This window comes from Stenotrophomonas sp. S4 (assembly GCF_054187805.2).
Genome location: NZ_CM196188.1, coordinates 2395370 through 2418708 on the forward strand (window position 1 = coordinate 2395370; position 23339 = coordinate 2418708).

The following is a 23339-nucleotide window of genomic DNA, read 5'->3' on the forward strand; positions in this document are numbered from 1 at the left end:
TCGACATAGTCGGGCCGCGAGGGGACCTGTTTCAACGTGGCGGACACATTCTGACCTTTTGGGTCCCCCGCCCGTCCTCCAATGTCCCTTCGAGGGCACCAGCAGTAACAACGCCCTCACGTCGCTGACCAGATTCAGGCCGGGACGCCTCCTGCCACGAGGGATCAGCAGGTGTGCCATCTGTCCCAGTTGACCTGTTCAAGCCCCTGTGTGTCCAGAACTGTCCTGTTCGTGGTGCAGGTGTCCCCCTAAATTTACGCCGCCTGCAGACCCGACGGCGCCGAACCGGTCTGTGGAACCGACCACCCATGCAAGGAACCGAACGTGAAGACCCATATGACTCGGTCGCTGGTGCCTCGTCTCAGCGCACTGGCCATTGCCCTGTCCGCGATGACGGGATGCTCCGACACACCGGAAAGCGCCGCGCCCGAAGCACGTACCGCGTACGTCGCATCCGTTCGACAGGCCACTGGCGATCAGCGCTCTTACATCGGCACCGTACGCGCCACGCAGCGAGGACAGCTGTCCTTCCCGGTTTCCGGAAAGGTATCTGCAGTACTCGTTGAACCTGGCGATGCCGTAAAGAAAGGCGAGGTGCTGGCCCGCCTGGATTCCATCCCATTCGCAGCACAGGAGGCATCCGCCGCAGGTGACGTTGCACGGGCGCAGGCGGCATTGGACGAGGTCCAGCGTCGCGTTGAGCGATTCAATGTTGCAGAGAAGGCCGATGCGCTCAGCCCGGCGGAGATGACCGCAGCGAAGGCCGAACTGGCGGCCGCCAAGGCGGCTGTTCGAAACGCCCGCGCGCAGCACGAACTTGCCGGCTGGTCACAGGGGGAGGCCACGCTGCGAGCCACCTTCGATGGAGTGGTCGCCGCCCGCAACGTTGAAGTTGGACAGTCCGTGGGCCCCGGCGCTGTTGCCATCCAGGTCGATGGTGCGGGCCGTGAGCTGTCTGTCGCGATTCCGGGCAGCGCTCGCCTGGATGTTGGGCAGATGGTCAATCTGATCAGCGGCTCGGACACCGTGGCGAGCAAGGTGCTGCGTGTCGACGGACGCGTCGACGCCGGCGGCGTGCGTACGGCGTACGTCGCAGTTCCCGAGGCGGCGACCGTGGGCTCGACCTGGTCGGTCCAGATCACTGGCGCGGATGCGGGCCCGGCCAGGCTCCAGGTGCCATTTCGTGCTGTCCTGCCGTCTGCCGTTGGCGGTAAGGGGCAGGTGCTTCGGCTGGCAAAAGATGGCAAGACGACCGAAATTGCTGAAGTGAGCCTGGGTCAGTACCACGGCGACTGGATCGAGGTGAGTGGGCAGATTTCCGCCGGTCAGCGCGTCGTGGTCGCGGGTGCCAAGGCCATCCGCCCCGGCACGCAGATCAAGCCCGTCGACATGAAGATGGGATCAGAACAATGAGCCTCTCCTCATTCTCACTGGCGCGTCCACGACTGACTCTGCTGGCGATCATGGCGATCGTCCTCACCGGCCTCATTCTGGCGCTGGACTTCCCGTCCACTGAAGAGCCTCCCATCACCATTCGCACGGCGACGGTACTCAGCTTCATGCCAGGAGCCGGCGTGGACCGGGTCGAGCAGCTTGTCGCTCGCCCGATCGAGGAGAGCATTCGGGGAATGCCGGAGGTCAAGCGCATCCGGACGACTGTTCGTCCAGGTTTTGCGTTCACCTACGTTGATCTTTACCCCACCGTGGAATCGGAAAAGATCCCCATCGTGTGGCAGCGCTTGCGCTCACGCATGGGGGACATCCAGAGCCAGCTTCCCGAGGGAACGATTGGCCCGGTCGTGGACGACGAATTCGGGCGCGTCGCGGTGATGACCATGGGCCTGACCGGCGAAGGCTACAGCGCAGGCGAGCTTCGGGCAGAAGCCCGCCGCCTGCGCGATGAACTGTTCCGGCTGCCCGGGGTGGAGCGTGTCTCGCTGCATGGCGTGAGGGACGAGCAGGTCCAGATCATCCTGGACGTGCCCTCCCTGGCTGCGCGCGGGCTCAACCCCAATGTGATTGCCGATGCGGTTTCCAAGCGCAATGTCATCGCGCCGGCGGGTTACGTCGAGATCGGGGGGTCGGAGATTGCGCTCAACGTGAGCGGTGACGCCGACAACCCCTCCCAGCTGAAGAGCACGCCGATTCCGCTGCCGAAGGGTGGCTCGGTGCCTCTGGGCGCCCTTGCGCGAGTGGAACGGGTGACCCAGGACCCGCCGATGACCGGCGCATTCGTCAATGGCACGCCGGCCGTCGTAATAGCGGTCTCCATGGCACCAGGACTCAACGTAGTCAGCTTCGCCGATCTGCTGCGCGGCGACGTTGAACGGCTTTCGGAAACGCTGCCGGCCGGCATGCAGCTTGTCCAGATCACGGATCAGGCCGAGGTTGTTTCCACCCAGCTGCTGCGTGTTGCCAAGGTTTTCCTGGAGACCCTGGCCATCGTCATGGCGGTCGTCGTGCTGTTCCTTGGAATGAGGACCGGCCTGATCGTCAGCGCCATCGTGCCGACCACGGTGCTGGGGACGATGGCAATCATGAAGATCCTGAACATCGATCTGCACATGATCTCGGTGGGTGCAATCATCATTGCCCTGGGCCTGTTCGTTGACAACGCGATCGTGGTTGCCGAGGACATGGAGCGGCGGCTCTCGCTGGGTGAGTCGCCGGACCAGGCTGCCGCTCACGCAGGCAGCACGATGTTCGTGCCGCTTCTGGTTTCTTCGCTGGCGATCATCCTCGCGTTCATGCCGCTGGCCATCTCCAGCACGGAAACCGGCGAGTATCTGCGCAGCCTCGGCATCGTGATGGCCATCGCGCTGCTGTTGTCGCTGGTCATCGGCGTTACCCTGATTCCGCTGCTGTGCAAGTACTTTGCCCATCACCATGCCGAACTCAGCCGCACCGCACGCGCGGTCGAGCGGCTGACGGGCTGGTACCGCGGCAAGGTCCGCTGGATCCTGGGGCACAAGGCCATCTACATCGGCGTAATGGTTGCACTGCTGGCAACCTCCGGCTGGTTGTTCACCACCGTCCCCAACGAGCTGATGCCGCCGTCCGAGCGCCATCAGCTGCAGATGGCCATTGAGCTTTCCCCGGATTCCAGTCCGGCCAATACGATGGCGGTTGCTCACCAGATCAGCAAGGTACTGGCCGACGAGAAGCTCGTTCCGGAGATCTCCAGCCACGCCCTGTACATGGGCGATGGTGGCCCACGCTTCATCCTGGCACTGAATCCCCCTACTCCCGCAGGACACCGCGCGTATGCCGTGCTGTCCCTTGCGAAGGGCGTCAAGCATGAAGCGGCCATTGAGCGGCTGCGTTCTGTGATGGCAACACACTTCCCGGACGTGCGGGTGGAGCCCAAGCGATTCTCGATGGGATCTTCGGATGCCGGCGTTGCGACGTTCCGCATCTCCAGCAGCGACGGCGCACATCGGATTGCCGCCGAGAAGCTGCTGCGCACGCTGCAGGACACGCCGGGGATGGTGGATGTATCCAGCGATGCCGAACGCCAGGTTGTCCAGCTTGATGTAGACGTCGATCAGCCCAAGGCCCAAGCCGCTGGCATCAGCAGCGCGGACATCGCAAAGAGCATGGACATGCTGCTGACCGGCGCGACGATCTCCCGCTATCGTGAGGGCGACACCGTTCTCCCGGTCATCCTCCGCGGAGAGGCGGCGCTGCGCACGGATATCGGCCAGCTTGAGGCACTCCCGATCCAGAAGGCGGATGGCAGCGGAAGCGTGCCCCTTGGCCAGGTGGCCAAGCTTCGGTTGGCGCCGCAGCTGTCTTCAATCCAGCGAGTGAACCAGACGCGCGCGGTCACCGTACTTGCAAAGAGCTCCGAGCTGACGGCCCAGGGGATCGCGGACAAGGTGGAGCCGCTCCTTTCCGAATTCCGCAAGCAGGGCGTGCGGGTTGAACTCGGTGGCGAGATCGAAGAAAGCAAGAGTGCCAACGACGGCATCGAGAAGCTGCTCCCGCTCTGCCTTGCTGCCATGTTCCTGTTGTTCGTATGGCAGTTCGAGAGCATCCGCAAGAGCCTCATCGTCCTGGCGAGCATTCCGTTCGTGGTCATCGGCGCGACCTTGGCACTCAAGCTGAGTGGCACCAGCCTGACCTTCATCGGAACACTGGGGCTGCTCGCACTTGCCGGCATCATCGTCAACAACGCGATTCTGCTCATCGATGCGATCGACGAAGGCCAGCGTGATGGCTTGCCTCCCCTCCAGGCCATTGAAGAGGCTGCGGCAAAGCGCCTGCGCCCCATCGTGATGACCAAGATGGTCTGCATTCTCGGTCTCGTCCCGCTGCTGCTGTTTGGCGGTTCCATGTGGACCAGCATGTCGATCGTGATGATCGGCGGCCTCGCCCTTGGAACGCTGATCACGCTGGGTCTCATTCCAGCGCTGTATGCCGCGCTCTACCGCATTCACCCGGCCGAGGAGGCATGATCATGTCTATTGGAAATCGAGTTGCCTGCCTGTCGATTGCTGTGCTCGTGGCGCTGTCTTCTGGCTGCGCCTCTGTGGCCCCCAGGACCGAGATCCCTGACGCTGCAGCCCGGCATCATGTGGGCCAGGCCCCCACGCCGGCGGCGCTGGACGCGGATGTCCTGCCCGGGACGCCCAACAGGCAATGGTGGAAGGACTTCTCCGACCCCAACCTGGATGCACTGGTGAGCCTGGCCATGCGTGGGAATCATGACCTGAAGTCTGCCCTTGCCGCCGTGGTGGAAGCGCGGGCGCTGGCAGGCGCGGCGCGCAAGGACTATCTGCCGAGCGGTGCGCTGCAGGTCAAGGCCGAAGCCATGCAGTCCGCCCAGATCGAAGCGGATCCCTATCGCCAGGATCTTCCCCGCCCCCCTTCCCAGAGACTGCTGTCCGCCGGACAGATGTTCTCCTGGGAACTGGATCTGTTCGGGCGCATTGGCACCGCCGCAGCCATGGCCGATCGCAAGGCCGATGCGGCGGCGGCTGACGCGAGATCGGCTGCCGCAGTGCTCCAGGCCGAGATTGCGAAGAACTACTTCCTGCTCAGGATGGACCAGATCAACCTGTCCTCTCTTGAGCGCGAGGTTGAGCTGAGCAAGGCCCGCGTTGTGCGCGTGAAGGCGCGGTATGCGGCCGGGCTGGTCGATCGCAGGGAGGCGCTTGCGGTCGAATCCGAACATGCCGAGCTGGTGGCGCAGGAGGCGGCAACCGTTACCCGGCTGCAGGCGGACAGGGCCGCATTGGCGGTTCTTGCGGGCCGCTCGCCGACCGCGCGGGACGACACCTGGGAGGCGTTGCTGGCCCCGGCTCCTCTGCCGGCCCCGCCGGGTCTTGCATCGCTTGCGCAGCCGACCGACCTCCTGGCGAGGCGGCCTGACGTCGCCAAGGCCGATGCACTGCTGCGAGCAAGCCTTGGCAACGTCGTACTCGCCGAGCGCGCGCACCTTCCGCGCCTCACGCTGAATGTCTTCGGCGGCATCCTTGCACCGTTCGGTTCGCTGGGCGATTCCAGTGCAAAGCGCTTCTCTGCCGGCCCGGAGCTTCAGTGGGAGTGGCTGAGCTTTGGCCGGAAAAAGGCCAGGGAGGAAGCCGCTCGCGCCGGCAGCGATCAGAGCTGGCATGCGTTCGAGCAGACCGTGCTGACTGCGCTGAAGGAGAGTGAGGACTCCCTGCATGCGTGGACGAGTTCCAACGTCAGGATGCAACAGGCGGTGAATGCCGAGGCACTCAGCAGCAGATCTTCGGCCTATGCTTCTTCCCGCGTGGACGCCGGAATCGAACCGAAGGATGCCGGCCTGCAGCAGCAGGCGCTGCACGAGAAGGCGCGCAGAGAGCTTGCGGCGGCACAGGCCGGGCTGCTGATGGCCCACGTGCAGGTGCAACTGGCACTGGGGGCATGGCAGCCCGAGAAGGCGGACCCGGAGATTGAATTCGGCAGGCCCATCGCTTCCCGGAAGAGCGCCGAAAGCGAAGCATCCGCGGCGCATCACTGACTGGCTCGAACGGCAATCCGCCAGGCCGTACCGGCCTGGCGGATCGTTGGTCGCCCGCTACATGAGGAAAGCTCTCTTGAACGCTACCCATAGTTCGTCCGTGCGTGTGCCCGACATACTCATCCGCGAAACGGCAGCGCTTATCGTCCGCAACGGTCGGTCTTCGGTCACTGTCAGTGAGATTCTTGAATTCTCGGGCGTGAGCCGTGGCGCGATGTTCCATCACTTCTACTCCAAGCAGGATCTCATCGATGCCACTTTCGCCAGCTGGCTCCAGGGATTCAGCCTGGATGTAGAGCAGAAGATGCGTACCAACGGCCTCCGGCATGGCGCCTTTACAAATGCTTACGTGGAATCTGTCGTGGAAGGCTGCAGACGGCACGACGTTGCAATGCTCTCGGCCCTGATCATTCGCCTGGACCTCACGCAGTTGCCGGCGTTGCAGTGGATCGAGTGGATGAAGAAGAAGCTGGCCACCGAGCCGTCCGAGGCGGACGATCCCGCGTTGAAGTCTGCGCGTCTCGCCGCCGATGGTCTCTGGCTTGGCTCACTGTCCTGCCCTGCCCCCGCCAATGAACCGAAGATCGACATTCAAGCGCCGCAGATCCCGGTACAGCGCTGTGGCCATGGTCCGTCCCATCGCCTTGTCTAAGGACGATCAGGACGCGCGGCCACGGGCTCATCGAACGGCAGGGATGCAACCGTGCCATGGCTAGAAGAACCAGGCAGGACGCACACGCCACGCGTGAGAGGATCCTCGATGCCGCACTGGTGTGCCTGCTGCGCCACGGAGCCGCGGGCGCAACGTTGGAGCTGATCGCCACCGAGTGCGGCCATTCGCGCGGCGCGATCTACTGGCACTTCGGGTCCCGCCAGAACCTGCTGGGTGAACTCTCCGCGCGAGGGCGGCCAGATGCATCCGAAGGACTGCAGGAGGTCGCCATCCGGCAGTGTAGTGACCCGTTCAGGCTTCTGTTTGCGGACCTGGTCAGGGTCTTTGATCACACGCGCCGCACCGCACGCGTTCGTCGAACGGTTGAGCTTCTCCTGCGCTCTGGTGCATCACGTGAGCTGGGCGGCATAGGCGACGTGCTCGCAGCGTGCGCGATGCCGGAGGTCCGCATGCTGGAGCTTGTATACCAGCGCGCAGGGGCACTGGGCCAGCTCCGCGAGGGCGTTGATACAGCCACTGCGGCGCGTAGCCTTCATGCGATCGCGGTCGGCGTTCTGCTGGGATCAATCCTGGAGCCCGGTATCCTCGACCTGGAGATGGGCGCGGCAAGCACCGTGGAAGACCTGCTCAGGCTGCACATGGCTGTTCCCTTCGCGACTGCCGGAACGTGGTTCACCCCATGTGCGGGCTAAGCCGGTTCCTCATCGATCCACTTCGCCGAACACAATGTCGTAGGTGCCAATCATGGCGACGACATCCGCCAGCATGTGGCCCCTGACGATTTCATCCAGAGAAGAGAGGTGAGCGAAGCCGGGAGCACGCAGGTGCACCCGGAACGGCTTGTTGGCGCCATCGGAGATCAGGTAGCAACCGAACTCACCCTTGGGCGCCTCGACCGCTGCGTAGGTTTCACCTTCCGGCACCTGGTAGCCCTCGCTGAAGAGCTTGAAATGATGGATCAGCGCTTCCATGTCGGACTTCATCTCCTGCCGGGACGGCGGCGCCACCTTGAAGTTGTGGACCATCACCGGGCCGGGGTTGGCGCGAAGCCAGTCGACACATTGCCTGATGATGCGGTTGGACTGTCGCATTTCCGCGACCCGGCACAGGTAGCGGTCATAGCAGTCTCCGGCGGTGCCGACCGGAATGTCGAAGTCAACGGCATCGTACTTCGCGTAGGGGCGCTTCTTCCTCAGATCCCATGCCACGCCCGAGCCTCTCAGCATCACCCCGGTCATTCCCCAGTCCATGGCCTGCTGCGGGCTCACAACGCCAATGCCCACCGTACGTTGCTTCCAGATTCTGTTGTCGGTGAGCAGGGTTTCGTACTCGTCAATCCGGTTCGGGAACTCGCGGGTAAAATTCTCGATGAAATCGAGCAGCGACCCCTCCCTCGCGGCATTCAACCGCCGCAGCTGCTTCCCCGTCTTCCAGCGCGACTCCTTGTACTTCGGCATCTGCTCAGGCAGGTCACGGTACACGCCACCTGGCCGATAGTAGGTGGCATGCATTCGAGCACCGGATACCGCCTCGTAGCAGTCCATCAGCTCTTCGCGCTCCCGGAATGCATAGAGCATCACGGCCATGGCACCAAGGTCCAGCGCGCCCGTTCCGATGTTCATGAGGTGATTGAGGATCCGGGTGATCTCATCGAACATCGTACGGATGTACTGTGCCCGGATCGGCGCTTCGATTCCCAGAAGGGTTTCGATCGCGCGTACGTAGGCATGTTCATTGCACATCATGGATACGTAGTCCAGCCGATCCATGTAGCCGATGGACTGGTTGAAGGGCTTGGACTCCGCCAGCTTCTCAGTGCCCCGGTGCAGCAGGCCCACATGCGGATCCGCGCGCACGACTGTCTCGCCATCCATCTCAAGCACAAGGCGCAGGACCCCGTGGGCCGCGGGATGCTGGGGGCCGAGGTTCATCACGTAGTTACGGATCTCGGTATCCCGGCGACCATCGCGTATGGGGGCGGGCCCGCCCGCCATCGTCCTTTCAGTGTTCATCCAATAGCTTCCGTAGACCGAACGCATTCAGCGGAAGTGCTTAATGCTCCAAGCGTCGATGCTACTTCGACGAGGAAGGCAGGCTATGGACTACCTGGTCTGGAACGTGGGGCGCTGGGATTGTTCCCGAGCCGAAGCAATCTGCGGTCAACGCGCGGAATTTCTCGACAGCGGCACGTGCTGCCAACCCCGGTTGCGGCGGGGAACAAGCCTGGCAAATCACTTCAATGAGGTTGGGTCAGTTTCTCCTGGACGGTCCGATGCCACCGCGCGATGCCCGGCGTTCGCAAGGAAACGCTGTTCGCAGGCCTTCCACAACCAGCGAAGAAGCATTCTGTTGCAAGCGGTCCTGGGGCAGTTGCTGGAGATGGGAGGCAACACGATCGACCAGTTCATGTGGAAGGATCTGGCCTTGGCCACACCACTGGCCACGATTGGCATCGGCAGCACCCTGGATGTAGGCACTGGCACGGGCGCTGGACAGATTCCGGCACTGTTCGCCGGCACAGAATCCGTCAGCCCCTTTTCCCTGCAGTAGCGTGATCAGCTCTGCGCCGCTTACAAGCCAGGTGCGCTTCGGTGGTGATGTCTCCGCAAGCAAGGATCCGGCCAGGAAGCAGGCTCCAAGCATAAGCAGTCGGCTCATGCGACGACGCGCCTGTCGGCCTTGATGTCCTCTCATGCCTTGGACCTTGGTTGTCGTCCTTCTGGATTCCATGCGGTTGACCCCCTCACCACGCACCGGCCCGTCATCACCAACCGGCGTACCGGTAGCTCCGGTGCGCGCAGGCGCTCAAGCAGCAACGACATCGCTGCGCGCCCCATCTCTTCGACCGGCTGTTCGATCACGGTGATGCCCGGTTCGACCATCTCGGTCCAGCGTTCGTTGTCGAAGCCCGCCAGCGCCAGCCCGCCAGGAATTGCCAACCCTGCGCTGCGGGCGGCCTTCAATGCCCCCATGAGCAGCAGGCTGTTGCTGGCGACCATGGCTTCCGGCCGCGACGGGCCGGCCAGCCACTGATCGACCGTTGCAATGGCCGCTTCAGCCGTGGGCTCAACCTCGCGATAGTCCGGCTCCAGCCCATGCGTACGCATCGCAGCGAGATAGCCGTCCCGCCGCTCCGCCGCCGTGGTGCTGGTGCTGCCGAACAGGCCGCCGATGCGGCGATAGCCACGCGCCACCAGATGCTCGACCAGGGCCGCCATCGCGGCCGGATTGTCGAGCACCACGCTGTCGATCGACCCGCCAGGTGCGGCGCGGTCCACCAGCACCGTGGGATAGTCCAGTGCGAGCCGTTCCAGGCGCCCCACTGTGGTCCGGGTGGGCGCAAAGATCAGTCCGCTGATGCGCTCCTCGTGCATCAACTGCAGATACAGCGCCTCACGCTCGGGGTCCTCGTCAGTGTTGCAGAGGGTGACGCGAAGGCCTTCACGATAGGCCACCTCCTCCACCGCGCGGATCAGCGCGGTGAAGAACGGGTTGCGGATGTCCGCCACGATCAACCCGATGATGCCGGTGTGCCGGGCGCGCAGGCGCCGTGCCTGCAGGTTGGGGTGATACCCGGTCTGGCGGATCGCCGCCTCCACCCGGCCACGCACGGCCTCGCTGACCGGGCCGCCGCCGAGCACGCGAGACACCGTGGACTTGGAGACCCCCGCTACGCGCGCGACGTCGTTGATGCTGATGCTCATTGGAACCGTTCCCGGAAACTGTCGCTGATCATGGCCAAATGGCCATCCAGGACAATGCTAGCCCCAAAGCAGTATTGGCTTTTTGTGCAGTGCACATTGAAATGAGGACTGGGAACGTTCCCAATACGCCACAGCACCCTCTTCCCGGAGCCCGCCTTGCAGCCCTTGACTACCCCTGCCCCCGTCAGCCGGGAACTGATCCGCCTGGATGCGCGTGCGCTCGACAAGGCCGACGCCATCGCCCAGGTGGCGCAGATGCTTGTCGCCGCCGGCTGCGTTGCGCCGGGTTACGAGGCGAGCATGGGCCGGCGCGAGGCGCTGGCGAATACCTTCCTCGGCCATGGCGTGGCCATTCCGCACGGGCTGGGTGAGGACCGTCACCTGGTGCGCCGCGATGGCATTGCCGTGCTGCAGTTCCCGCAAGGCGTGGAGTGGAACCCGGGCCAGGTCACCCGCCTTGTGGTCGGCATTGCCGCGCAGTCCGATACCCACATCACCCTGCTGCGGCGGCTGACTCGGCTGATCCAGGATGACGCGACCCTGCAGCGCCTGTTCACCACGGCCGATGCGAGCGAGATCATCAACGCGTTGGCTGGCGATGTTTCGACCACGGCTCCCACTGTGCCGGTGACGGACCTTGCCGAGCGTTTCGACTGGACCATCGCCTACCCAAGCGGGCTGCACGCGCGCCCGGCCACGCGCTGGGCCGAAACAGCGCGCGGTTTCGCGGCCCGCGCACAGGTTCGCGCGGGCGATCAGGCTGCCGATGCCAAAAGCCTGGTGGCGCTGCTGCAGCTCGGGTTGCGCCATGGCGACGCGGTCAGCGTGTCTGCCGAGGGCGCCGATGCCCCTGCCCTGCTGGCCGCACTGCGCAAGGTCATGGATGGGCTGGTGGCACAGGAAAAGGCCGATGCCGAGCGCGCAGCGCAGCGCAAGGCCGCGCCGGTTGCGGGCTGGAATCCGCCGGACGCACAGGCGGCGATCGTCGGCATCGGCGCCAGCCCCGGCCTGGCGATCGGCCCGGTGCATGTGCTGGCCAGCACGCAGGCTGAGGTCGCCGACCGCCCCACCCCTCTCGGCGAAGGCGGCGCACACCTGCAGGACGCGCTCAGCCGCACCCGCCAACAACTGGCCGCGCTGCAGGACGACACCCAGCGCCGGCTCGGTGCCTCGGATGCGGCGATCTTCAAGGCACAAGCCGCGCTGCTCGACGACACCGATCTGATTACCCGCACCTGCCAGCTGATGGTCGAAGGCCATGGCGTTGCGTGGTCCTGGCACCAGGCCATCGAGCAGATCGCCTCCGGCCTGGCGGCACTGGGCAACCCGGTGTTGGCCGCGCGCGCCGCCGACCTGCGTGACGTGGGCCGGCGCGTACTGGCGCAGCTTGATCCGTCTGCGGCGGGTGGCGGCCTTGCCGACCTGCCTGCACATTCTTGCATCCTGCTCGCTGCTGATCTGTCGCCGTCCGACACGGCCAACCTCGACACCGGCCGCGTGCTCGGCCTCGCCACCGCGCTGGGCGGGCCGACCTCGCACACCGCGATTCTCTCGCGCACGCTCGGCTTGCCAGCGCTGGTTGCCGCTGGCGCGGAGCTGCTGGCGATCAGCGCGGGCCGCGAGGCGATCATCGATGGCAACAGCGGGCGGCTCTACCTGTCTCCGTCCGAGGCCGATCTCGCCTCGGCCCGTGCGTGGATCGCCGAACAGCAGCAGATCCGTGAGCGTGAAGCGGCGCAACGCGCGCAGCCGGCACAGACCCCAGACGGCCACCGCATCGACATCGGCGCCAACGTCAACCTGCCCGAGCAGGTGCCACTGGCGCTGGAGCAAGGCGCGGAAGGTGTCGGCCTGATGCGCACCGAGTTCCTGTTCCTCGAACGTGGCAGTACGCCCAGCGAGGATGAGCAGTACGCCACGTACGTGGCGATGGCCAAGGCACTCGACGGCCGCCCGCTGATCGTGCGCGCGCTCGATATCGGTGGCGACAAGCAGGTTGCTCACCTGGAGTTGCCGCGCGAGGAAAACCCGTTCCTCGGCGTGCGTGGCGCGCGCCTGCTGCTGCGCCGCCCCGACCTGCTGGAACCGCAGCTGCGTGCGTTGTATCGCGCGGCGAAGGACGGCGCACGCCTGTCCATCATGTTCCCGATGATCACCTCGGTGCCCGAGCTGATCGCACTGCGCGCCATCTGCGAACGGTTGCGCGCCGAGCTCGAGGCGCCCGACGTGCCGATCGGGATCATGATTGAAGTCCCGGCCGCCGCTGCCCAGAGTGATGTGCTGGCCCGCCATGCCGACTTCTTCTCGATCGGCACCAACGACCTGACCCAGTACGTGCTGGCGATCGACCGCCAGAACCCGGAACTCGCCGCCGAGGCCGACAGCCTGCACCCGGCCGTGCTGCGCGCGATCCGCACGACGGTGGACGGCGCACGCCTGCATGGGCGCTGGGTTGGGGTCTGCGGCGGCCTGGCGGGGGATCCCTTTGGCGCAATGCTGCTGGCCGGCCTGGGCGTGGACGAACTGTCGATGACTCCGAACGACATCCCGGCGGTGAAGGCACGCCTGCGTGGCAACGCGATGGCCGATCTGCAGGCGCTGGCCACTAGCGCGCTGGACTGCGAAACCGCAGAGCAGGTGCGCGCCCTTGATGGAGCGCGCGCATGAGCGCCCGCGCCGTCACCATTACCCTGAACCCGGCGATCGACCAGACCGTGCGGCTGGCGCACCTGCAACCGGGTCACGTGCATCGCGCCCGCAGCTCCCGCGACGACGCCGGTGGCAAGGGCATCAACGTGGCCGCCTGCCTGGCCGATTGGGGCGTGCCGACTACCGCGATGGGCGTGCTCGGCGATGGCAACGACGGCGTGTTCAACGCGTTGTTCTCCGAGCGTGGCATCGCAGACGCTTGCCTGCGCGTTCCGGGCCGCACCCGCACCAACATCAAGCTGGTCGACGAGGCCAACGGCGAGACCACCGACATCAACCTGCCCGGCCTGTCACTGTGTGACGCCGATCTGGACGCGGTATCACGCCGACTCGACGCACTGCTCCAGGCGGACCAGCCGGTGGTGCTGTCCGGCAGCCTGCCGTCCGGGCTGCCAGCCGATGCATGGGCGCGACTGCAGGCGCGGGCTGGCGCCGCTGGTGCGCGCGTACTGCTGGATACCAGTGGCGACGCGCTCGCCGCCGCGTTGAGCGGCGCACAAGGCGTACTGCCCTACGCGATCAAGCCCAACCGCCACGAACTGGAGGCCTGGGCCGGCACGCCGCTGCCGGATCGCAGCGCCCTGCGGGCCGCGGGCCAGGCCTTGGTCGAACGCGGAGTTGCACTCGTAGCGATCTCGATGGGCACCAACGGCGCGCTGTTCATCGATCGCAGCGGCGCCCTGGTCGCGCGACCGGCGCGGCTGGCGCAGGGCAGTACGGTCGGTGCGGGCGACGCCATGGTCGCCGGCATCGCCGCCGCATTGCTGGAGCCCTCCCTGGATCTGGCGGGTTGCGCGCGGCTGGCGACAGCGTTCTCGATGAGCCGGCTGGAGAGCGGCGACGCGCGACAGCTGGACCCGGCGCAGGTGCGCGCGTGGACCGGCGATGTACTGATCGAGCGGTTGGATTGAAACCCCTGCAGAGGACGCTGCGGCTGGCCTCGGGCCACCGATAGCCCCTACTGCAAGGACGAACCCGAAGAATTCCAGGAGTTCCCATGCAAGCTTCCACCGTAGTCATCGCCGCCGGCGAACGCAGCATCGAGGCGGTTCTTGCCGCCGAAGCGCTGCGCCGCGCCGCCTGCCAGCAAGGGGCTGAACTGGCGATCGAAATCCGCAGCGACCAGGGCGTGACCGGGGCACTGCCGGCAACGCAGGCCGCCGCCGCAACGCAGCTGCTGCTGGTGGGTGATGGCGAGGCAGATGCCGCGCGCTTCGGCAACGCCCAGATCGTGCGCGCCAGCCTCGGTGAAGTGCTGGACGACCCGCTTGCCGCGCTGGCGCTGGTCGCAGCAACATCAGCAACCGCTTCCACCGCGGACGCCGGCAAGCGCATCGTCGCCGTCACCTCCTGCCCGACCGGCATCGCCCACACGTTCATGGCAGCCGAAGGGTTGCAGCAGGCCGCCAAGGCATTGGGCCATGCGATCCGGGTGGAAACCCAGGGCTCGGTCGGCGCGCAGGACGCATTGAGCGACGAAGAAATCGCTGCCGCTGACCTGGTGCTGATCGCCGCCGACCGCGAAGTCGATCTGTCGCGCTTCGCTGGCAAACGCCTGTTCAAGAGCGGCACCAAGTCGGCGATCAATGACGGCCAGAACCTGATCCGCAAGGCGCTGGCCGAGGCCGGCGTGCAGGCGGGTACGGCGGCTTCAGGCCGCACCCCCGAGAAGGCCAGGGTCACCGGCCCCTACAAGCACCTGATGACCGGCGTGTCGTTCATGCTGCCGTTCGTCACTGCCGGTGGCCTGCTGATCGCACTGGCGTTCGCCCTCGGCGGCATCTATGCCTTCGACGATGCACACAAGGGCACGCTGGCCTGGTCGCTGTTCCAGATCGGTGCCAAGTCCGGCTTCATGTTGATGGTGCCGGCACTGGCCGGTTACATCGCCTACTCCATCGCCGATCGCCCGGGCATCGCGCCGGGCATGATCGGCGGACTGGTCGCAGTCAACATGGATGCAGGCTTCATTGGCGGCATCCTGGCCGGTTTCATCGCCGGCTACGGCGTGCATTGGATCAACCGTGCGCTGCGCCTGCCGCGCAGCCTCGAAGGCCTCAAGCCGGTGCTGATCCTGCCGGTGCTGGGCACGCTGCTGGTCGGCCTGTTGATGATGTACGTGATCGGCACGCCGGTCGCCGGGCTGCTGGCCTGGCTGACGGACTGGCTGCGCGGCATGCAGGGCAGCAGCGCGATTCTGCTCGGCCTGCTGCTGGGCGGCATGATGGCGGTGGACATGGGCGGGCCGGTCAACAAGGCCTCCTACGCGTTCTCCACCGCACTGATTTCCAGCCAGGTCTACACGCCGATGGCGGCGACGATGATCGGCGGCATGACGCCGCCGCTGGGCATCGCGTTGGCCACATGGCTGTTCAGCAACCGCTTCACTGCCGAGGAGCGCGGCACGGCCGGTGCCGCTGGCGTGCTTGGCCTCAGCTTCGTGACCGAGGGTGCGATCCCCTACGCCGCGCGCGACCCGTTGCGCACCATTCCGGCGCTGATCCTCGGCTCGGCCGTGGCCGGTGCGATCTCGATGGCCGCAGGCGTCGAGCTGAAGGTGCCGCACGGTGGTGTGTTCGTGCTGCCGATCCCGAACGCGGTCACCCACCTTGGCGTCTACCTGCTGGCACTGGTGGCCGGCGTGACCGTCACCGCGGTCGCGCTGCGCGTGCTCAAGAAGCCGGTCACGGCTCCCACCCTGTAAAAGGAACCTCGCCCATGACCTCTCCTTCCCGCCGCCTGTTGCTGATGGCGACCCTGCCGGCCCTGCTACCCCTGGCCGCTGCCGCCGACGCGAGCGACGTCCTCACCCCCAAGCTGGCTTACACCGGCGAAGCGGCCGCCACGCTCGACGGCGGCAAGCGCAGCGGAACGGCCTATGCTGGCCAGCTGATGTTCGGCGCCGACGTGGATCTGGACGCGGCGTTTGGCTGGCGGGGCGCGACGATCAAGGCCTACGGCATCAACCGCCATGGCGCCAACCTGGCCAACAGCAGCACTGGCAACAGCACCTCGGTGCAGGAAATCTACGGTGGCCAGGGCACGCGCCTGGCCAACCTGACGCTTGAACAGAAACTGCTGAACGACCGATTGGTGGTGGAAGCCGGGCGCAGCGTCGCCAACATCCACCACCTTGGTTCGGAGCTCTGCCAGTACTTCCAGGGCAACTCGGCCTGCGGCAACCCGACCTACGTGTTTCGTACCAGCAATTTCACCTGGTGGCCGGTATCGAGCTGGATGGCCGATGCCACGGCCTGGGTGACGCCCGATGTCTATGTGCGCGTCGGCGCGTACCAGGTCGATCCCAGCCAGGCGGAGGATGGCCAGCACGGCCTGAAGTGGAATACGAACCAGGCCACGGGCTGGATCGTGCCCTACACGATCGGCTGGCGCAGCCCTGCTTCGGCACGACTGAAAGCCCGCTACGAAATCGGTGGTTGGCAGGACAACTCGACCTATCTCGATCCACTACGCGATGCCAACGGCATTCCGGCACTTCTCAGTGGCCAGGACCATGCGACCCGTCGTGGCCGCTCCGGCGCGTTCGCCCGCTTCGAACAGCAACTCACCGGTGATGGTGCCGGACGCGGCCTGACCCTGTTCGGTGCGGTGCTCAAGGGTACCTCTGGCCAGTTGATCGAGGATCATTTCCTGCAGGCCGGCCTGGTGCAGAAGGGCACGTTCGCCCGCCGGCCGCAGGACAGCATCGCTTTTGTGGTGACCCAGCAGAAGTACAGCAGCATCGCGCTGGAGAACCTTCGCCTGGCCCGTGCGGCAGCCGGCGGCAGCGGCACGCCGCACGGAAGCCAGGTGATGATGGAGCTGAGCTATGGCATCCAGGTCACACCGCAACTTCGGATTGCGCCGAACCTGCACTACATCGTGCATCCCGACCAGTTCAATGAACCCGCACGCCAGCGTGACCTGCCGAATGCGCTGATTGCAGGCATGCGGATCGATTGGAGTCTGTAGGAGAGTCACAGGTCCTCAGCGCGATGACCGCTGGATGGTTCATCAGGCCTCTATATTGGCCTTCAGCCAGTCGTTCACACCCGCCAGTTTCACGCCAACGTTGGCATTGAACGTTCCATCCATGCCCCAGGACACGCCCCTGCCCTGGGCGAAGGCGGCGCGGTACTTCTTGATCATGTTCGTCGGATCATCGGCCAACTCCTTCATCAACTGAGGAACCCCCCAGACGGCAAGCTCGAAGTGGGCGCCGAAATAGCCTTCCAGGATGGCAGGCAGTTCCTCATAGCGGACCGTGTCTCCCGCCAGATAGACGATCTCGTTCCGAAGTGGGGGCAAGTGGAAAACGATCTGTGCAGTCATCGCTCCAATGTCCTCAGGTGTCGTCAGCGTGACCGCATTGGAGGCTGTACCCAGTGCATTGACCCTTCTGCCGGGAAGATCGATGACCCCGAACTCCGGCTCGAAGAGGTAGCTGGTGAACATGCCGGTGGAAATGACGACCCAGTCCATTGCGGACTGCGAGCGCAGATAGTCGCGTACGTCGAGCTGGGCATCGAACAGATCCTGCGGTCCACCGCGTCCAATGGCGTCAAAGTCGACCCCGAACTGCCAAGGGAAGTACCTGCCGATACCTGACTTCACGGCGGCGCGCGCTACCTTCATGGGTGTGTCGCGGCCAGCGGCGTAGCCGGTGCAACCGATCACGGTGTCATACCTGGAGAAGAGCACGGCCAGTTGGTCGATCGTGGAAGCCACCAGGTCGCCTGGCTCGATGGTCACTCCCAAAGAGCGTATTTCATCAATTACAGCGCGCTTCTCCGGAAGCACGGATTCTATCGAGGCTTCTCTCAGCATCACGCTGATGCGTGCATCATGCATCCCAGCCAATCGTGCAAGGTTGCGAATGACGGGCATTCCGAGCTCGCCGGCACCCAGCACCAGGATCGAGCGGGAATCATTCGGGGAAGACATTCAAACCACCATGTGTGTGTACGATGGCGGCGATTCTGCTCCCTCCCATATCGCCACGTAAGAAGGCACACCGATGATACCGATCGCCCCGTTCATGAGCTCCGAAGAGCTTCTGCGGCATTCACAAGCGATATGCGACGGCATGAGCGCGGACGATGATGGCCTGCGCCGTGAGGTTCTTGCGCATGCAGGCAGCCGCTGGTCCCTGGGAATCATTCATGCCTTGGGTGTTTACGGAACACTGCGTCACGCCGATGTGGCGCGGCGCATGAAGGGAATCACCCAGCGCATGCTGACACGTACCCTCAGACAGCTGGAAAGGGACGGGCTGATCCACAGGCAGGACTTTCGCGAGGTGCCGCCCCGCGTGGAGTACAGCATCACTCCGTTGGGCAAGGAGCTGCTGGTTCTGATGATCCCGATGTGGACCTGGGTCGTGGGGCACGCTGAGGAATTCCGATGCTGTCGGGAGCGTTTCGATGACGACCATCGCAATGTGTCCTCTGACTGACCCGATCTGCGGGAAGTCGAAAAATGCGCGGTAGAACGGGAAGCAACGGGAGGTGTCGCTTGACCGTAACATGGAAGGCGCAACCCGCCGCTGTGCATGCCCTGGCACGACCGTCACGGAACGCGCCGCGCCCTGGCATTCGCTGGGCAGCCAGCACGGTATGATGCCGCAACCCCGGCACCTGCACTGTTCGCAGCGGGTGCCAGCACGCTGACCGCACTCGCCGCAGAGCCGGCGAGGGGCGCGATGGACGGCACCACGCACATCCCTACCCCATGCTCGCTTCCCATTCTTCCCTGATCATCTGGACGGCGGTGGCCGTCGCCACCGTCGGCCTGCTGATCCGTCCGTTCCGCATCCCGGAGTACGTATGGGCGCTCGGCGCGGCGGCATTGCTTCCGCTCAGTGGCACGATGTCATTCGGCACTGCCTGGCACGCGGTGACCGAGGGGCGGGATGTCTATTTGTTCCTGGTCGGCATGATGGCGCTGGCCGAGCTGGCCCGGCGCGAAGGCCTGTTCGACTGGCTGGCGCTGTATGCAGTCCGGCATGCGCGAGGCTCAGGGCGGCGCCTGTTCGACCTGGTGTTTCTGGTCGGCACGCTGGTGACGGTGTTTCTTTCCAACGATGCAACGGCCGTGGTGCTGACGCCGGCGGTCTACGCTGCCTGCAAGGCGGCCCGCGCCAATCCCCTGCCCTATCTCTTCGTCTGCGCATTCATCGCCAATGCGGCCAGCTTCGTGCTGCCCATCTCCAACCCGGCCAACCTGGTGGTGTACGGCCAGCACATGCCGCCGCTGCTGCAGTGGCTGGCACAGTTCGCGCTGCCCTCGCTGGCTGCGATCGGCGCCACCTATCTGGTGCTGCGCTGGGTGCACCGGCGCGAGATCGCGCAGCCGCTGGTCGCTGCGCCGGAGCATCGCCCGCTGACCGAGGGCGGCCGACTGAGCGCGCTGGGCGTGCTGTTCACTGGCAGCGTACTGCTGGTGACGTCCGCGCTGAACGGACCCCTGGGCCTGGCCACCTTCTGCGCCGGCGCGCTGAGCGTGGCGGTGGTGGTGATACGCCAGCGTTGTAGTCCGCTGCCGCTGCTGCGGCATGTCTCCTGGGGCGTGTTGCCGCTGGTGGCCGGACTGTTCGTGCTGGTGGAAGCAGTGGCCCAGACCGGCGTCATCCAGAGTGCGGCCGGCGCGCTGCAGGCGCTGGCGAAGGCGTCGCCGCACCAGGCCAGCTGGCTGGCTGGAGGCGTGGCTGCGTTGCTCAGCAACATCGCCAACAATCTGCCGGTGGGCCTGGCGGCCGGTTCGCTGGGCCAGATGGCTGAACTGCCTGCACAGACCCGCGCCGCGCTGCTGATCGGCGTGGACCTGGGGCCCAACCTGTCGGTGACCGGCTCGTTGGCCACGATGCTGTGGCTGGTGGCGTTGCGTCGCGAAGGCGAGCATGTGAGCGCGCTCGGCTTCATGCGTATCGGCGCGCTGGTGATGCCACCTGCGTTGATCGCGGCGCTGCTGTTGCTGTGACCAGAATGCCGGCCGCGCCTGGTCCTGGAAGGCCAGCTGACGGTAGGCACGGCGTGTCTTTCACCAGATTGTTGAAATGCCCCGCGATGGTCCAATTGCGCACCGTTCCGCTGATCCCCGCGGAATTCATAGAAGGGCTCGCAGCCCCGCGCAGCAGGACGATGGGGGGGGGGCTCAGGCCTGCAGGCCCTGCTGCAGCAGGGCCTGCAGGCGCAGGGCGTTGCGGGCGGCGTGCCCCAGCGCGGAGTTGTCCAGCACGAACCAGACTGATCGTCGCGCATCCGATTCGAGCTGCAGCTCCCGGGCCAGGCCTGCCAGGACCTGTTCACTGTAGGCGCTGCGATAGATCTGCGGCTGCCCGTGCCAGCGCCAATAGCTCCACGTGCGGTCTCCGCCTGGAATCGCAGCGCCCGGCACCCGCGCTGGATCCGCCGCAACCCGTGCGACACGATGGGCGCTCAGCAGAGCATCCACTTCCGTAGTGAACCAACTGGGATGGCGTGGCTCACAGGCCACATCGAGCTCGCTACGTGCACGCAGGCCCTGCAGAAAGCGCTCCGTCGTAGCCCGGTCGTATGCCAGGCTGGGGGGCAACTGGAGCAACAGCGGCCCAAGCTTCTTGCCCAGCGCCCGCACGCCAGCGAGGAACTGCTCCAGCGGCTGCATTGCATCGCGAAGCCGTTGTTCATGGCTGATCGAGCGCGGCATCTTCACTGCAAAACGGAAGTATTCTGGCACGCTTGCAGCCCACCGTGCGTACGTGCCGGCCACGTGCAGGCGATAGAACGAGGAGTTGATCTCGACCATGGGCAGGCGGGTGGCGTAGCGCTGAAGCACGCTGTCACCCTCCCCGAAGTCCACCTGCTCCGACCGGGACAGCGACCAGCCGGCGCAACCGATGCGTATCGGCCAAGGTGGGCCCGCAGCGCCAGGCACCTGCCGACCGTATCCTCAGCCTGCCACTGACCTGCTCACTGCGGCGCACCGGTTGCGCATGTCGATGCGTTACGCACAGAGCCCGTCCATTGGGAGGTCGCGACCTTCCCGGGAAGCCGCTGCGTCGACCCGCTGCACATCCACCGCCGCAGGGCGCTGCATCCGGCCTCGGCCTGGATCGATCGCGAAGCTGGAACTACCGGCCATCCGCGGCTGTGAACAGACCGTGCTGGCCACTGTTTCAAGGCCCAGGAGGCACCGCATCACCCGGTGCTGCGCCCGGTGCAGGCCGACCTCAACCCCCACGACATAGACAAAACGGCCATCGAACTTGACCTGCACGCCATCCAGCATCTCATCAGAGTGCAACGCCCGCTTCAGCGACTTCATCCACGCGCGTTCAGGCGTGCGATCCAGCTCTACCACGACGGCGGCCCCACCACGGTCCAGGGGCATGCATTCGACACGGAGCACACGCGGTGAAGCAGGATCGGTTCCAGGTCGATGCATGACAGAAGCTCCAGTGCCGAAGATGGCGGGAGTATCCATGCCCCCCGCCAAAATTCCGTCAAGAAATCCCGGGCGCTCTCCACGATCCATCGACAGCGTTGACGGCACGTCAGTGGCTTCGCGCCGGGCTGACGCTCCGCACTCACGGCATTGATGCGGCACGGCACACACTGCAGCTCCCGAGGCAACACAGGCATGCGCGCATGCAACGCGATATGAGCCAGCGCAGATGCAACCTGCTGCTGGTGGAGGACCAATTCGACCTTGCCGCCCTCATGGAGCGCGCGCTCGAAGACGAAGGTGGCCAGGTGACCCACGCCTACAGTGTGTTTGATGCGATGGCCCTACTGGAAAGACAATCGTTCGATGGCGCCGTGCTGGATGTGGAGCTTCGCGATGGCGTTGTCTTTCCGGTTGCCGATCGCTTGGCCGAACTCGGCATCCCTTATCTCTTCGTTTCTGCGGTGTATGACCAGCTGGTGCCGCAGCGCCACCGGCGCGCGGCTTTCGTAGCCAAGCCGTTTCACATCGACCAGTTGCAACGAGCGGTTAAACGGGCGATAGAAGGCGTTTGCCCTTCTTCGACCGGACACTGACTGGAATCAAGCGCGGATGTATCGAGAGAAGTACGCGCCGAACTGACGGGCCTTTGCCGGGGGGAGCTCGCTGGAAATGGTGTCGAAGACCCTGTCAACCTCGTCCTTGCGACCGACCGCTCCGCATTCGCGCGCACTTTCCAGCAGCGCTCGTTGTCGCACGGTAAGGTTTCCGAAGGGGTCAAAGTAGGAGTCGACGCGGTCGTGGTCCTGCACCCCCGTCCAACTGAATCGCGCGTCTTCGGCGGAAGCTGCAATACGTTGATACCGCAGGATGGCTTCTTCAGGGCTGATACGCTTGCGAAGCAGATCCAGTCGCGTCCGATACAATTCGGTTTCAGCACGCGGTGCGGAACCGACCAGCCCAGACACCGATTCCTCCACGAATGCGTAGTCAATATTGCCGGTTTCTGCCTGCACGCCCAGAAGATTGAAGCTGGCAATTGCATGCCGATAGGCATTGCTGTTCGCCTTCGTTTCCTGTGTCTTTGTTGGCCTGCCTATCGCGCTGGGTTGTACGATTTCAATGCTGGCGTCGTCCGAGAGAATGGCCTCGATATCGCGCTTGTGAAACTCGCCTACAACCAGGACAACGGTCTCCCCGGCGTACGCCCTGGCTGCCGCAACCAGGCGCTTGGCCTGCAGGTAGGTGCGATAAAGGTACAGCCGTCGTGGGAGGTCGTCTCCAGCCCGCTTTGCGGCAGTGGTTGCCCACTCGTGGATGTTGGAAAGATTGGATGGAGTATCTGCATGGAAGATGTCCCTGGTCAGCTGGGCTGGCTTCGGGAACACGAGGAAGGCCTGGAATCCCTTGTCAGGGCGCACTTCCGGAATGGATTCCAGGTCCAGGCCAAATCCCAGTCTGGCGTCTTCTACTGGCGGCGCCCAGTCCACAGGACACAAGGCTATGCCCCTCGCGCGCGCGAAAGGCACGATTACATCCTGGATCTCGTAAGTGAACTCGTAATAGCTGTGCCGGGCAAAAGCTTCCGGCGATCGCTCGACACAGATGGCGGCGGGCTTCGTACGATCCAGAAAGGCAGCCAGTGTTGCTGGGCTGTCATTGGGCGAAACCAGCTGGGCCGCATGATCGACCCCCAACACGATTACACGCGTCGGCGGTGCTTCGGCTGCGTTGGGGACAGCGAGTGCTCGCAATGGCAAGCAGATGAGAATGGCGCCGAGAACCCATGCGTTCATTCGCAGGTTCCTGTAGGGAGTGTGCTGATGATGCTAGGGCGACT

19 protein-coding genes are annotated in these 23339 nt (G+C 65.0%); 12 read left to right on the forward strand and 7 right to left on the reverse strand.

Annotated features, from left to right (window positions below; genetic code table 11):
• Positions 1-324: 324 nt before the first annotated feature.
• The 5 genes from ACUZUJ_RS11215 to ACUZUJ_RS11235 all read left to right on the forward strand — a co-directional run bounded on the left by ACUZUJ_RS11215 (position 325) and on the right by ACUZUJ_RS11235 (position 7354).
• Complete coding sequence (locus ACUZUJ_RS11215; RefSeq protein ID WP_458220003.1) at positions 325-1413, forward strand: efflux RND transporter periplasmic adaptor subunit; 1089 nt, start codon at positions 325-327, stop codon at positions 1411-1413.
• A complete protein-coding gene (locus tag ACUZUJ_RS11220; RefSeq protein WP_119006272.1) occupies positions 1410-4457 on the forward strand; it encodes an efflux RND transporter permease subunit in 3048 nt (1015 codons plus the stop codon). Before ACUZUJ_RS11215 ends, ACUZUJ_RS11220 begins: the two co-directional genes overlap by 4 nt.
• Before the next feature lie 2 nt (positions 4458-4459).
• Positions 4460-5989 carry a TolC family protein gene (locus ACUZUJ_RS11225; RefSeq protein WP_510468039.1) on the forward strand — a complete coding sequence of 510 codons (1530 nt, stop codon included), beginning with the start codon at positions 4460-4462 and terminating at the stop codon, positions 5987-5989.
• Between the two features lie 76 nt (positions 5990-6065).
• Positions 6066-6641 carry a TetR/AcrR family transcriptional regulator gene (locus tag ACUZUJ_RS11230; protein ID WP_458220005.1) on the forward strand — a complete coding sequence of 192 codons (576 nt, stop codon included), beginning with the start codon at positions 6066-6068 and terminating at the stop codon, positions 6639-6641.
• Positions 6642-6697: 56 nt separating this feature from the next.
• Positions 6698-7354: a TetR family transcriptional regulator gene (locus ACUZUJ_RS11235; RefSeq protein WP_458220006.1), complete on the forward strand. Its 657-nt coding sequence runs from the start codon at positions 6698-6700 to the stop codon at positions 7352-7354.
• 9 nt (positions 7355-7363) lie between these two features.
• Here the strand turns inward: ACUZUJ_RS11235 and ACUZUJ_RS11240 are convergent, their stop codons facing one another.
• The 3 genes from ACUZUJ_RS11240 to ACUZUJ_RS11250 all read right to left on the reverse strand — a co-directional run bounded on the left by ACUZUJ_RS11240 (position 7364) and on the right by ACUZUJ_RS11250 (position 10366).
• Positions 7364-8656, reverse strand: coding sequence for an NADH-quinone oxidoreductase subunit D (locus ACUZUJ_RS11240; RefSeq protein WP_458220064.1), 1293 nt, complete (start codon positions 8654-8656; stop codon positions 7364-7366).
• Positions 8657-8912: 256 nt separating this feature from the next.
• Positions 8913-9392, reverse strand: coding sequence for a Rap1a/Tai family immunity protein (locus tag ACUZUJ_RS11245; protein ID WP_458220007.1), 480 nt, complete (start codon positions 9390-9392; stop codon positions 8913-8915).
• Positions 9353-10366 carry a LacI family DNA-binding transcriptional regulator gene (locus ACUZUJ_RS11250; protein ID WP_458220008.1) on the reverse strand — a complete coding sequence of 338 codons (1014 nt, stop codon included), beginning with the start codon at positions 10364-10366 and terminating at the stop codon, positions 9353-9355. The genes ACUZUJ_RS11245 and ACUZUJ_RS11250 overlap by 40 nt, the downstream gene beginning before the upstream one ends.
• A 156-nt stretch (positions 10367-10522) precedes the next feature.
• On the opposite strand from ACUZUJ_RS11250, the gene ptsP reads away from it, so the two are divergent.
• The 4 genes from ptsP (at position 10523) to ACUZUJ_RS11270 (ending at position 17047) form a co-directional block, all read left to right on the forward strand.
• Positions 10523-13033, forward strand: coding sequence for a phosphoenolpyruvate--protein phosphotransferase (gene ptsP / locus ACUZUJ_RS11255; protein WP_458220009.1), 2511 nt, complete (start codon positions 10523-10525; stop codon positions 13031-13033).
• Positions 13030-13986 carry a 1-phosphofructokinase gene (gene pfkB, locus ACUZUJ_RS11260; RefSeq protein WP_458220010.1) on the forward strand — a complete coding sequence of 319 codons (957 nt, stop codon included), beginning with the start codon at positions 13030-13032 and terminating at the stop codon, positions 13984-13986. Before ptsP ends, pfkB begins: the two co-directional genes overlap by 4 nt.
• A gap of 86 nt (positions 13987-14072) precedes the next feature.
• A complete protein-coding gene (locus tag ACUZUJ_RS11265) occupies positions 14073-15779 on the forward strand; it encodes a PTS fructose transporter subunit IIC (protein WP_458220011.1) in 1707 nt (568 codons plus the stop codon).
• Between the two features lie 14 nt (positions 15780-15793).
• Positions 15794-17047 (forward strand): carbohydrate porin, encoded by a 1254-nt coding sequence (locus tag ACUZUJ_RS11270; RefSeq protein ID WP_458220012.1) that lies wholly within the window; start codon positions 15794-15796, stop codon positions 17045-17047.
• Between the two features lie 42 nt (positions 17048-17089).
• Here the strand turns inward: ACUZUJ_RS11270 and ACUZUJ_RS11275 are convergent, their stop codons facing one another.
• Positions 17090-18019 carry an aromatic alcohol reductase gene (locus ACUZUJ_RS11275; RefSeq protein ID WP_049445182.1) on the reverse strand — a complete coding sequence of 310 codons (930 nt, stop codon included), beginning with the start codon at positions 18017-18019 and terminating at the stop codon, positions 17090-17092.
• A gap of 73 nt (positions 18020-18092) precedes the next feature.
• On the opposite strand from ACUZUJ_RS11275, the gene ACUZUJ_RS11280 reads away from it, so the two are divergent.
• Together ACUZUJ_RS11280 and ACUZUJ_RS11285 are read left to right on the forward strand one after the other, a co-directional pair.
• Positions 18093-18530: a winged helix-turn-helix transcriptional regulator gene (locus tag ACUZUJ_RS11280; RefSeq protein WP_080347515.1), complete on the forward strand. Its 438-nt coding sequence runs from the start codon at positions 18093-18095 to the stop codon at positions 18528-18530.
• 275 nt (positions 18531-18805) lie between these two features.
• Complete coding sequence (locus tag ACUZUJ_RS11285; RefSeq protein ID WP_049445180.1) at positions 18806-20053, forward strand: arsenic transporter; 1248 nt, start codon at positions 18806-18808, stop codon at positions 20051-20053.
• A gap of 174 nt (positions 20054-20227) precedes the next feature.
• On the opposite strand, the gene ACUZUJ_RS11290 is transcribed toward ACUZUJ_RS11285, so the two are convergent.
• Together ACUZUJ_RS11290 and ACUZUJ_RS11295 are read right to left on the reverse strand one after the other, a co-directional pair.
• Positions 20228-20989 (reverse strand): DUF72 domain-containing protein, encoded by a 762-nt coding sequence (locus tag ACUZUJ_RS11290; protein ID WP_458220013.1) that lies wholly within the window; start codon positions 20987-20989, stop codon positions 20228-20230.
• 69 nt (positions 20990-21058) lie between these two features.
• Complete coding sequence (locus ACUZUJ_RS11295) at positions 21059-21379, reverse strand: hypothetical protein (RefSeq protein ID WP_235434911.1); 321 nt, start codon at positions 21377-21379, stop codon at positions 21059-21061.
• A gap of 323 nt (positions 21380-21702) precedes the next feature.
• Between ACUZUJ_RS11295 and ACUZUJ_RS11300 the strand changes: the two genes are divergently transcribed.
• On the forward strand, positions 21703-22095 hold the full coding sequence (locus ACUZUJ_RS11300) for a response regulator (protein ID WP_049445174.1): 393 nt from the start codon (positions 21703-21705) through the stop codon (positions 22093-22095).
• 6 nt (positions 22096-22101) lie between these two features.
• Here ACUZUJ_RS11300 and ACUZUJ_RS11305 read toward each other — a convergent pair whose 3' ends face one another.
• Positions 22102-23295, reverse strand: a complete 1194-nt coding sequence (locus tag ACUZUJ_RS11305; RefSeq protein ID WP_458220014.1) for a hypothetical protein — start codon at positions 23293-23295, stop codon at positions 22102-22104.
• Positions 23296-23339: the final 44 nt, after the last annotated feature.